The organism is Sphingobacterium hungaricum (genome assembly GCF_015210005.1).
GTDB classification, from domain to species: Bacteria; Bacteroidota; Bacteroidia; order Sphingobacteriales; family Sphingobacteriaceae; genus Sphingobacterium; species Sphingobacterium hungaricum.
Window position 1 is genome coordinate 3,126,235 of record NZ_MU158698.1, and the last position, 12,115, is coordinate 3,138,349.

Here is a 12,115-nt window from a genome sequence, read left to right on the forward strand (position 1 = left end):
CCTGTAACATGAAAGCATATACACATTATCCGCTAACGCCTTTGATTCATAAATGGGTAACAGGACTTACTGAAGAACGAAACTTGCTGTTTGAAGCCATTGAACAGTATCAATCGCCAATCAATATTCAGCACACAAAACCCTTTAAAGAAAATATTAAAGGGTATATAGAAGTGTTCGAAAAATATGGACTGGATTACAAAATCTTCTTTGCCCGCAAGGCGAATAAGTCAAGGTGCTTTGTACGCAAAGCAGCCAAATTGAATCAAGGTGTAGACACGGCAAGCTATCGAGAACTGGCGCAAGCATTAGAACTTGGACTGAATAAAGAACATTTGATCAGTACGGCTGCAGTTAAGAATAAAAAACTGATCAGTCTTTGCGTAGCGAATCATATTCCGATTATTATTGATAACCTGGACGAATGCAAACTGATACAAGCTGTTTCGGAAGAATTAAATGCCAACGCAACGGTGATCGTTCGCTTATCTGGATTTCAATATGTAGGAAATACGCTTCCTACACGTTTTGGATTTCATCTAGGCGAAGCCACAGAATTTATTGAAAGCTCATTCGGCGAAGCCGGAATATTTAATCGCTTAACCTATTCGGGCCTGCATTTTCATTTAAATGGTTATTCCATTTCGCAGCGCGGTGAATGTTTGTTGCAATCCATTAAGCTGATTGATTCCTTAAATGAAAAAGGAATAGAAACAAAGAGCTTAGATTTTGGAGGTGGCATCCTAATGAATTATTTGCAGGACAAAAATCAATACGCTGCTTTTATGCAAGGACTAAAAGCTTCGGTTTTGCACCAAATTCCAGCCATTACGTACCAACATGATCCGCTGGGAATGGTTATTCTGGAAGGAACTATTTATGGAGAACCGACGGTATATCCTTATTATAATGAGGTAAATAAAGCATCTTTCTTAGATGAGGTATTGAATTATAAAAATGATCAAGGTCAGCCTATTCATGAATTGATAAAGGTTAGAAACCTGCAAATCAGAATTGAACCCGGAAGAAGTGCGCTTGATCAAGCTGGAATTACAGTAGCCAAAGTTGCCTTTCGGAGAAAGGATACCGATGGCGAATGGTTATTTGGATTGGAAATGAACCGCACGCAATTAAAAAGTGGCAGTTCTGATTTTCTGTTAGATCCAATCCATGTTCCAAAATTCAAATCAGAAAATCCAGAGAAGACGTACGGTTATTTAGTTGGCGCCTATTGTCTGGAACAAGAGCAATTGCTAAAGCGAAAAATCGAATTTGATCAGTTTCCCGAAGTCGGAGATCTGATCGTATTTGTCAATACTGCTGGCTATATGATGCATTTTTATGAATCTGAAGCCCATTTATTTGAACTTGCTGAGAACTTAGTGTACCACAGCGATTCACATACCTTTACTTTGGATGAAGAAACCAAAGCATTGTCTCAAGAAACTTAATGCAAAGTTAACAGGATGTTGATGTATAAATTACATCAACATCCTATATTTGAATAACATAAATAAAAAAGAAAATGATTAAAGACTTTGAACTTATTATTCCAGAATTCATCAATGAATTATTGGAATTGACATTCGACGGAGACGATCTACTAGTTATTGAAGACTAAGACCTCCAAATTTTAAATTCACTTAAAGCTGCTTAAACATGAACATGTTTAAGTTTTTTTTGCGCTACGAAATATTAGTCGCAGCCATCAGGCCCACAGCTTTCTCCTTCGATTATCGTTAAAGACGGTTGTTTCTTCTTCCATTCCGTAAACGTTTTATGCAACGTATCTTCAAAAACTTGTGCTTCCTGCGCTCCTGAAATTGCGTATTTACGATCAAAAACAAAGAACGGAACGCCCCTCACTCCAATCTGCTGGGATTCCAGAATATCTTCCTTTACAGCATCTGCATATGTGTTTTCAGCTAATGCCTTCAGCAAATCTTCTTTATTCAAGCCCAACTCTTCAGCCATAGTTGCTAAGACTTCGACATCGTCAATATTTTTGCCTTCTGTAAAATAAGCTTTAAACAACAGCTCTTCAGCTTCATTCTGTTTGCCAGAAGCTTTTGCAAAATGAGAAAAAGCATGCGCTTGGAATGAATTGGCAACAACAGCTTGTTTGAAATTAAACTCAAGCCCGACTTTTGAAGCCATATCGCTTACGTATTGATTCATCTCTTCGGCTTGCTCGGTAGAAATGCCTTTATGTTTTGCTAAAAATTCGGCTGTGCTGATTGTAGTATCTGTAACGAGATTCGGGTTCAGCTGATAACTCTTCCATTCGATAGCCACTTGCTCGCGATCTGGAAAATCGGCCAATGCTTGTTCTATCTTGCGTTTACCTATATAACAAAACGGGCACATCACATCTGACCATACCTCGATTTTTAGTTGATTTTTTTGCATAATCTTATTTAAAACATAAAATTAACAATCCTTTGAACAACAGTTTAATTCTTCCTTCTTTTTGACATATAAAACATAATTCCCAAATTTCGGAATAACGGATTTGAGGAAATCCTTGAAAAAGCCAATCCATTTCAGTATTTTTAGAACTATCTATCACTTTATTAACAATACCATGAACGCAAAAGGAACTCTTATTTTAGTTGGATTGGCGGCAGTCATCATTCTCGGATTAATGTTTGGTTTACCAGTTTATTCCGTGTGGCAGCAAGAGATGTCAGGAAAAGCGCGTTTAGCTGAGGCAACGCATTCACGTCAGATCTTGGTGGAACAAGCAAGAGCAGAAAAGGAAGCAGCTGTATTGCAAGCAGACGCCATCAAGATTATGGGCGAAGCAGCTCAGAAATATCCAGAGTATCGTAAACAGGAATTTATAGGCGCTTTCGGCGAAGCTTTGAAAGCAGGGACAATCAGTCAGATTATCTATGTGCCGACCGAAGCCAGCATTCCGATCGTTGAAGCTAGCAGAACGATTCCAGGCATCGAATAAAATCGCATTTACCCTAAAGAAATCCGTTTTGATCACAGTCAAAACGGATTTTTAATTCTTTATACTGGTTACTTCAATGGAATAACCATATTCCAAGTACGGTCAAACTCATAAGGACGGCTACCTGAACCTGTTGCCGCAAAAAAGTGCGTCGCTTTTCCATTTTCAAAAAGAAGGAAGGGACGTTCGAAATTCGCTTGCACAGTAGTCGATCCATCATCCCAAAGAATTGTTTTCGAATAAGCTTTTGCTTTTGACAAATCCCATGTGATTCCGTCTTTTGAAGTGCCATGGATCCCTCCGCCCTCTTCTCCGCAAATGTGTCCAAAACGGTCTTTCATAATTAATTCATAATGGTCTTTGTTGTACCAGACAAAAGGATCTTCCACATCATTATCCATCTGCCCGTCACTATGAAACTGAAACAAAGGTTCGTCGGATAAGCGCTCATAAGGTCCTTTAAAAGATTTTGCCATCGCGGCGCCCAGCATCAATGGCGGATCATAGTTTTTTGGCGAAGATTTATACATCAGATAAACCTTTCCGTTAGGAAGAACTACTGGCGAAGGATTCGACGTAATGGATGTGTCCCATTTTCCTGGACGAGGTTCGATAATAGGTTTCTCACTTCGTTCCCAAGGTCCGTAGATAGATTTTGACCAAGCCATTCCAACGCGTTTATTCATCCAATATTTTTGCGCAAGGCCAGTCGCCCACACATCTTGTTCTGGAGTCGGCACTTCATCATGCCTCGCCCCAAAGTAATAGAGCACATAGTATTCGCCAGATTTTACAATCCGTGCATTGTGTGTGGCATATCCGTCGAAAAATGCATTTCCACGAGCCGGCAACACCACCTCCGCAAATTCGTAAGGACCTGCAGGAGTTTTAGATACAGCCCGCACAATCTGGGAATTCGTTACCCAATTTCCAAAACCATAGTCTTTCGACCAGCGTGACGCAAACATGTGATACAATCCATCTTCGCCTTTGATAACCGACGGGTCCCAAACCCAATAATCATCCATAGCAAAACCGCCATTTTTCGGAGCGGGCAACATGCGTTCTAATAGATTGAATTTTTCAGGCATTGGAATACGGACAGATTTGGGATCAATCATGCTCACACCGATTCCGGCAGAAAACAGCTTAATAAAATCTCTTCGTGATGAACTCATATTTCTTTTCGGTTTATGTTAGTCTAGCAATGTCTATGCATTGATTGGACTAAAATAGACTTTTAAAATGATTTAAGACGGTATATCACAATTAATTTACATCAAAGTTTTATGCCGAGTTAATGCGCATCACCACAAATTAGTTTAACTTTTCAATCAAGTGTATTTGCAAAATCATGGTCTTTTCTTCGTCTGCATTTGATATTGCAAGGCAATCCGATTAATTTAGAAAAATAAGAATGGCATTCATTTTACACAAATAGCACATGAAACAAAAACTATATCAGGTAGACGCCTTTACGGATCGGGTTTTCTCAGGTAATCCAGCGGCAGTCTGTCCGCTTATGGAGTGGCTGGACGACAGCATTCTACAGAAAATTGCCATGGAAAACAATCTAGCGGAGACGGCTTTTTATGTGAAAGAAAACGATCGTTTTCAGATTCGCTGGTTCACTCCTGAGGTAGAAGTTGATCTTTGCGGTCACGCAACTTTAGCTTCGGCATTTGTTCTTTTCAATCTAGAAAATTACCAAGAAGAGGTTATTCAGTTTTATTCTCCAAGAAGTGGCGATTTAATGGTAAGCAAAAAAGAAGATATGCTTACGCTTAATTTTCCTGCTGATTACTATAAAGAAACAGCGCTAGCTGAAAGTCTTTTAGCCTGTTTTACAGCTAAACCTTTGGTTGCTTATAAAGGAAAAACAGATTATTTAGTCGAATTTGAGAATGAACAACTGATCCGTGAATTAAAGCCCAATTTAACAGCAATCGCAAAATTAGATGCTCGCGGATTAATTGTAACCGCGAAAGGAGAAGAAGTCGATTTTGTTTCACGCTTTTTCGGTCCGCAAGTTGGTGTCAACGAAGACCCAGTTACAGGTTCTGCACATACAACGCTAATTCCTTATTGGGCAAAGAAATTGCAAAAGAATTCCTTGACTGCCATTCAATGTTCGGCTCGTTCTGGTTATTTACTAGGAGAATATTTGGGCGACCGGGTAGAGATTAGCGGTAAATGTGTGCTGTATCTCAGCGGAGAATTATATTTAGATTAGCATTTACACAAAAAAAATAGGTTTCTAATTTTTAGTAGAAACCTATTTTCAGAACTTAATTATATTAAGTCGTCTTTTTAGACGGAAGCATTTTTTTTATTAAAGTCACCACAGCGACCACTGCTAATCCCATTATCAATCCTAAAGCGAATTCTTTCAGCATTGAAGGAATTTGAGGAAATAAGTGGTGGAAATAATCAATATTATGAGAAAAAATACCACCCGAAACCAATAGAAGCGCAATTGTTCCAACTACGGCCAGCACCTTAATCACTATAGGCAAGGATTTAACTAAGCCATGTCCTAGTTTAGAAACCACACCTTTGTCGTTCGAACGTTTAATAAGTCGATATCCCAAATCGTCCATTCGAACGATTAAAGCAACAATTCCATACACACCTACCGTAGCAATAATCGCAACGACAGAAACTGTGAGAACCTGAGTCATGAAATCATCGCTAGATGTAATCGCACTGTTCAAGGCAATAATGACAATTTCTACCGAAAGGATAAAATCGGTCATGATAGCTGATTTTATTTTCGCTTTCTCGGCATCAACGCCTTCTTCAGCGACTTTCTGAATAACCTCTTCGCCTTTTTTCTCCCTATGAAATATAAATTCAATGATTTTCTCAACCCCTTCGTAAGCCAAAAACAGACCACCTGCAATCAATATGTATTGTATGATTACCGAAAAATAAGCATTCAATAACAAGGCTATGGGCACAATGATCAATTTATTAATAAATGATCCTTTTGTTATTTGCCAAAGAACGGGTAATTCACGAGACTCTAAAAAGCCAGTAGCTTTCTCTGCGTTAACCGCTAAATCATCTCCTAGAATTCCAGCAGTTTTGCGCGTAGCAATTTTACTTGCCATTGCTACATCGTCCATCAACGCTGCGATATCATCAAAAATTGCAAAAATACCTGATGCCATATATTAATTTTCTAATCTTATTTTTTCTGTGAATGTATGATTTTATCATGAAATTTTGATTAAAAAATAATAAAATTTAACCTAAAATTATTTTGGCAAGTCGCTTTTGCAAATGTGTCCCATTTTGATTTAAATACCGAATCTAGATGTTTCGCAAAAATTTCAAGATCATTCAAACCCTAACTGATTTAATTGCCAATATTTCGCCAGAGGAACTTACTTCAATCTGAAGGGATATCTGGAATTTAAGTGTTTCGGGAGGTATACCGTTTCGATTAAAATAATCTTCGAAAATTGGAAATAAAATATTTAACTATAATTTAACTCTATCAAATATCAGATTTGTATTATCTTTAATTGTTATTACATAGATTCCAATTAATCATTTGAACGCAATGAAAAGAAGCAGCATAGTATTTATTTTATTAGCTTTAATTACTTTCAAAAGTTTTGGAGCTGGTTCGATTACTGAATCCGCAAGCTCTATAAGATATTTAATTTCGACGACCAAAATTGACGAGAGCAAACTAAAAGAAGGTGATTTAATCTTTCATGAGTCGGTATCTGAATTCAGCACAGCCATTCAGCTGGCCACCAATTCGATTTATTCGCATTGTGGAATCTTGGTCAAAGAAAACAATCGTTTTTATGTGCTCGAAGCGATTCAGCCTGTCGGAAAGACATTGCTCGCTGATTGGATTGCTCGAGGAAAAGACGGAAAATACGTTATTAAAAGACTAAAAGAAGCCGAGCAACTATTGACCGTACCTATGCTTAATAAAATAAAAGAAGTTGGTAAATCATTTGAAGGCAAGGATTATGACTCTTGGTTTGCCTGGTCTGACTCAAAAATCTATTGCTCAGAATTGATTTGGAAAATCTATAAGCGCGCCGCAAATATAGAAATCGGGAAACTTGAGAAGTTGAAGGATTTCGATTTCTCTAGCGATCTGGCAAAAAAGTATGTCAAATTGCTGTACGGAGATAATTTACCAAAAAATGAAACCGTGATTTCCCCCATCTCCATGTTCAACAGCGATCTTTTATATACCATTAGCAAAAATTAGGCTCTTCAAGAATAAATACTTCATTTACTTCTAGTTCTGCATTTATCCAAATGCAGCAGTATCACTACATTAAAGCTAATGTGGAGATGAAACTGGACTAATTTTAGAAATTAATAATAAATTAAATATTGTATATTTTAGGATTAAAAACTTACAATAGATTAACATAAGTTTAACGTATTGTTGTTTGTAATTAGTTAAATTAGAACTAGAAAACGGAAAAGCCGAACACCGTTCTAAAAAGTAGGCAAACACTATAAACTTAGTACAATGTCACAAAAATTATCAGAGTCATTAGCCTCATTATCTCAAAAAGCAAAAAGTGTAGAGGATAAAATCGCACATGCATCATCAGAAAATAAGCAAAAAATTGATGCAGAAATTGCAGAAGTAAAAGCAAAGGCTGAAGCAAAGCAAAACGAATTCGTCGCAAAGGCAGATGCTGCAAAAGCGAATGCAGATGCAAAATATAATGAAGGTAAGGACGCATTTCAAGAAAAGATTGCCCAGCTAAAAGCACAGGCAGCCGCAAAAAAAGTAGAAAGAGAAATTAAAAAAGCATACAACGAACACAACCGAGAAGTGAAATCTGCGGAAGCGGATTACGAAAATGCGGTAGCATATGCTGAAAATTCGATTGATTGGGCAATTATTGCCCTAAATGAAGTTGAAGAAGCTACATTAGAAGCTATAAGTGCAAAGCTGACACTTGAAGCTATAAAAAATTCTTAATAGTTCTTATAGGAGAATCGATTCTATATTCAGAACTAAAAAAATGTTGTTATAAAACATTTTTTTTTAAAAAAGCTGGGACAATTTAATCTTTCATTTGTCTTGGTATTGATTGGGTTTTATTTGAAGGCTGTGTTTTTTTCTGACTACATCCAACGGTAGTCAGAAAACACATCCTCAACTTGTAAAAAAATCAAACCTGCACCTATTAAAACCTGACCCAAATTCAGTATACTTGTTTATGATTAAACTAAGCCTGATTTCATTCATTTTCATTTTGTTGAACTCCAGCATTCTCGCGCAAGAAATTCCCGTTCCAGAAAATTATTCCATTATTCAATCGGCAAAAGGCGATTTAGATAAAGATGGGCAGGATGAGTTAGTAGTAGCCTACGAAACAAAGATTAATAGACAAACCGAAGAAAGTACTCCTCGCGAGTTGATCATCTATAAACTCGTGGATAAGCAATGGACTATTTTGGAAAAATCAAAAAATGCGCTTTATGGAAATCGCGATGGGGGCATGATGGGCGATCCATTTGGTCAGCTAGCAATTAAAGATGGCATATTGTTGATCGATCAGAATGGAGGCAGCAGCTGGAAATGGGGACACACCGATAAATATCGTTATCAAAATGGCGCCTTTATTCTGATCGGATATACAAGTGTATCTGGAAAGCCTTGCGAATATTGGACGAATATAGATTTTAACTTATCAACTGGTGAGCTTGTTATCGAAAAAGAATACGAAAAATGCACAGATGCCGACCAAGAAATCTACAAAACAGAGAATGAAACTTTCTTTAAAAAAGGGCTGAAAATCAATCTCCAAAACAGAAATGAAAAGGAAGTTAAAATCGTAAGTCCAAAATATCGACATGAGATTTACATAGCCATTAAATTGGTCAATGAGTTTGGCGAATAAATTTCCGACAAAATTATGGAAAACAGCATTCCATTGCATCAACCTTACATATGCCTAAAAATTAGTAACAATTAAGGCAGCACTGTTCATTTATCGTTAAACTTAAAAAAATGAAAACCTTAACAACTATTTTATCCGCTCTTATTTTGTTTTCCTCTTGCTCATCAAATGTGGACGAAAGCAAACGCATCCGAGTTTCGGGAGAAGGAAAAGTCAGAATGATGCCTGATATAGTCACATTGACTTTAAGTGTTGAATTTACAGAACCAAGAATGGTGGATGCTGTCAGAAAAACGCAGGAAACCGTCGATTCGGTATTGGTTATTCTGGCAAGGTTTGGAAATAAGGAAACTGATATCAAGACGAGCAGCATATCGGCGAATAAAGCGTATCGCTATGTCAATAACAGCAATCAATTCGCTGGCTATGAATCGAGACAGACCATTGACTTTGTGCTAAATGATTTGACCAAATTCACTGAATTGACTGGTAAATTATTGGAAACCAAAATCAACAGCATTTCACAAATACAGTTTAACCATTCGAAAGCAGATAGTCTGTTTAGAGAAGCCGACTTATTGGCTTATGACGATGCTTTTAAATCCGCCAATAAATTAACGGCAAGAGCTGATGTCAAATTGGGAAAATTATTATTTATTTCGAATAACAACACAACCAGCGAGAATCCGCAAGATTATTATTCACGAAGCAGTATCGATACCTATGGAAAAGGTTACGGCGGCCGTGGGTTTACGATTTCTCCTGAAGTAATTGAATTTAAACGAAATATAATTACAGAATTTGAGATTTCAAATTAGCTTTTTTCCATTTCTTTCATCCTTGATCATCTGGTTAATTTTGTACATTAGATTTTCAATGCATATCAATTTAGTATTTACAATTAACTGATCAACAATGAATAAATTCAATTTCTTTTGCATAGCTCTTTTGTTAATTGCTGGACAATCCTTTGCTCAAAAACCGATTTACACACAAGCGAAAGTAAATGCGGTCAATGTGTACCGCAATTCAGCTGAATTGCAGAATACAGTTAGTTTTTCTGCACCTAAAGGTGTTTCGGAAATCGTAATTGGGAATATCTCTCAGGAAATTGACCAAAAAACATTACAAATTGCGGTCAGCGATAAGCACACAACAATATTATCTTCTCAATTTACCGAGGATTACGCTTCAGATTTTGATATGGATTTAAGCAGTCCTCAGCTAAAACAAGTCAAAGACAGCATTACGATTGTTGAAAATTTGATAACAAAATCAACGATTGAATTGGACGCGAATACGAAAGCATTAGAGTTGTTGGATAAAAATCAGACGGTACTTGTCGGAAGTTCATCATCTTCGGTACAGCAGTTAACTTTGCTGACAGAATTTTACACAAATAAACGGATTGAACTTTCCACTAAAATTGAATCGATCAAAAAGAATGGGGAAGAATTACAGAAAAAATTAAACCGCTTAAAAAGCAGTTTAAAGATTAATGCAGAAGAGGAATTTGCAAATGGCGTCCTTGTTTTAAAAATAATGAACAACACCGCGTCGAACACGCAGCTTTCGATCAATTATCTTGCATTGAACGTTTCCTGGCAACCCTTTTACGAGATTAAAGGAAATAAAATATCCGAGCCTCTGGATGTTCTCTTTAAAGCGTCGGTGAAGCAAGCAACGGGTTTAGATTGGAAAGGCGTCAGCCTGACGCTGATAAATGGCTTCGCATCAAAAAACAACAGTGCACCGGTAGTTGAGCCTTGGTTCTTATATCCGCAGTCGAACCAAATGCTTGATGAAGTAGTTGTAGTTGCTGAAAGAGAACGAGCAAATAGCAGTAAATCTATCTCATCAAACCTGAGCGGAAGGGCTGCAGGTATGACAGTGAGTTCGGCAGGATTTGAGATTAATTCAAATGAACTTAATGTGAGCTACTCTGTGGATATTCCCTACGATGTTTTATCCAATAATCAAGATCATTTGATAACGCTTTACCAGCAGCAGATTCCTGTCGAATACTCTTATTTCTCTGCGCCAAATTATTCAACAGAAGCGTATCTGTTGGCCAAGATCAAAGATTTTAGCCAGTACGGATTTGTAACAGCCAACGCGAGCATTGTTTTTGAAAACATGTATGTCGGTGAAACGCAAATCAATCCAAATCAAACTGATAATGAACTAAATATTACACTAGGAAACGAGCGCAGGATCAGCATAAAGCGAGAAAATGTTCAAGATAAATCCGGGGAAAAATTCCTTTCTTCCTTCAGAGAGAAAACCGTCACCTATGATTTGGTGCTGCGCAACAATAAAAAAGAAAATATTTCGATTGAAATTCAAGACCGTATTCCATTGAGCACAGATAATTCCGTAAAAGTGGAATTACTAGAACATAGCAATGCAAAAGTGGATGCTGAAAAAGGATTCCTAAACTGGAAAGTTAGCCTCGCTCCTTCTGAAACAAAAAAAATCAGAGTGAGCTATAAAGTTCGCTCACCGAAAGACATGATCATCAACGGATTTTGAGGTGATCAAATAGCAAGAAATACCGATTTACTTTATACGTCATTTTAAATCGACTAGGTTTTGTAATTTAGGTTTGAATTATATTTTATAATTTTAAAGGGCAATAATTTATAAAATTTGTAAACTTTCGTTATGGCAAAATCCCAAAATAAACTTTCTGCAGAGCAGCAAGAAGAATTATTAAATACGTTGATGGCTCGTTTTGAAAAAAACAAGAACCGTCATCCGAATGCTGATTGGAAAAAGCTAAAAGATAAACTAGATGCTAATCCAGATAAATTATGGGTTTTGCATGAAATGGAAATTACGGGTGGCGAACCTGATGTTGTTGCTTATGACAAGAAATCAGATGAATACCTATTCTTCGATTGTGCTACAGAAAGTCCAAAAGGCCGTCGAAGCCTATGTTATGACCGTCAGGCTTGGGAAGCCCGCAAAGCAGATAAACCTCAAAATACAGCCGTCGATCTGGCCAGAACAATCGGCATTGACTTGCTCGACGAAGAGCAGTATCGCTATTTACAAAGTCTTGGCGATTTTGATTTGAAGACGTCCAGCTGGCTAAAAACGCCAGATGCAATCCGCAAACTCAAAGGGGCGATTTTTGGTGATAAACGTTATGACCATATTTTTATTTATCACAATGGAGCCGAATCCTACTATGCTGCGAGAGGCTTTCGTGGAAGTGTAAAGGTTTGATTGATTAACTAAATAGCTCAATAATTCT

Annotated in this window: 12 protein-coding genes; 9 read left to right on the forward strand and 3 right to left on the reverse strand. The window is 37.3% G+C overall.

Translation table 11 applies throughout. The features are described from left to right. The first annotated feature begins 8 nt into the window (after window positions 1-8). A complete protein-coding gene (locus tag C4F49_RS16865) occupies window positions 9-1,451 on the forward strand; it encodes a type III PLP-dependent enzyme domain-containing protein (protein ID WP_196937006.1) in 1,443 nt (480 codons plus the stop codon). 244 nt (window positions 1,452-1,695) lie between these two features. On the opposite strand, the gene C4F49_RS16870 is transcribed toward C4F49_RS16865, so the two are convergent. Then, the gene (locus tag C4F49_RS16870) at window positions 1,696-2,409 is read right to left on the reverse strand and encodes a DsbA family oxidoreductase (RefSeq protein ID WP_196937007.1); all 714 of its coding nucleotides are present in this window, start codon (window positions 2,407-2,409) and stop codon (window positions 1,696-1,698) included. A gap of 103 nt (window positions 2,410-2,512) precedes the next feature. On the opposite strand from C4F49_RS16870, the gene C4F49_RS16875 reads away from it, so the two are divergent. Then, a complete protein-coding gene (locus tag C4F49_RS16875; RefSeq protein WP_231388350.1) occupies window positions 2,513-2,959 on the forward strand; it encodes an SPFH domain-containing protein in 447 nt (148 codons plus the stop codon). 68 nt (window positions 2,960-3,027) lie between these two features. On the opposite strand, the gene C4F49_RS16880 is transcribed toward C4F49_RS16875, so the two are convergent. After that, window positions 3,028-4,137: a glycoside hydrolase family protein gene (locus C4F49_RS16880; protein WP_196937008.1), complete on the reverse strand. Its 1,110-nt coding sequence runs from the start codon at window positions 4,135-4,137 to the stop codon at window positions 3,028-3,030. Window positions 4,138-4,403: 266 nt separating this feature from the next. Between C4F49_RS16880 and C4F49_RS16885 the strand changes: the two genes are divergently transcribed. After that, on the forward strand, window positions 4,404-5,192 hold the full coding sequence (locus C4F49_RS16885) for a PhzF family phenazine biosynthesis protein (RefSeq protein WP_196937009.1): 789 nt from the start codon (window positions 4,404-4,406) through the stop codon (window positions 5,190-5,192). 64 nt (window positions 5,193-5,256) lie between these two features. Here C4F49_RS16885 and C4F49_RS16890 read toward each other — a convergent pair whose 3' ends face one another. Further along, window positions 5,257-6,132, reverse strand: a complete 876-nt coding sequence (locus C4F49_RS16890) for a DUF808 domain-containing protein (RefSeq protein ID WP_196937010.1) — start codon at window positions 6,130-6,132, stop codon at window positions 5,257-5,259. 395 nt (window positions 6,133-6,527) lie between these two features. Between C4F49_RS16890 and C4F49_RS16895 the strand changes: the two genes are divergently transcribed. From C4F49_RS16895 to C4F49_RS16920, 6 genes are all read left to right on the forward strand, one after another. After that, complete coding sequence (locus tag C4F49_RS16895; RefSeq protein WP_196937011.1) at window positions 6,528-7,199, forward strand: YiiX family permuted papain-like enzyme; 672 nt, start codon at window positions 6,528-6,530, stop codon at window positions 7,197-7,199. Between the two features lie 270 nt (window positions 7,200-7,469). Then, a complete protein-coding gene (locus C4F49_RS16900) occupies window positions 7,470-7,931 on the forward strand; it encodes a hypothetical protein (RefSeq protein WP_196937012.1) in 462 nt (153 codons plus the stop codon). 241 nt (window positions 7,932-8,172) lie between these two features. Beyond that, window positions 8,173-8,856 (forward strand): hypothetical protein, encoded by a 684-nt coding sequence (locus C4F49_RS16905; RefSeq protein ID WP_196937013.1) that lies wholly within the window; start codon window positions 8,173-8,175, stop codon window positions 8,854-8,856. A 110-nt stretch (window positions 8,857-8,966) separates the two neighbouring features. Beyond that, window positions 8,967-9,674 carry an SIMPL domain-containing protein gene (locus C4F49_RS16910; RefSeq protein WP_196937014.1) on the forward strand — a complete coding sequence of 236 codons (708 nt, stop codon included), beginning with the start codon at window positions 8,967-8,969 and terminating at the stop codon, window positions 9,672-9,674. A 97-nt stretch (window positions 9,675-9,771) separates the two neighbouring features. After that, window positions 9,772-11,388, forward strand: coding sequence for a DUF4139 domain-containing protein (locus tag C4F49_RS16915; protein ID WP_196937015.1), 1,617 nt, complete (start codon window positions 9,772-9,774; stop codon window positions 11,386-11,388). A gap of 132 nt (window positions 11,389-11,520) precedes the next feature. Further along, a complete protein-coding gene (locus C4F49_RS16920) occupies window positions 11,521-12,087 on the forward strand; it encodes a DUF4256 domain-containing protein (RefSeq protein WP_196937016.1) in 567 nt (188 codons plus the stop codon). Window positions 12,088-12,115: the final 28 nt, after the last annotated feature.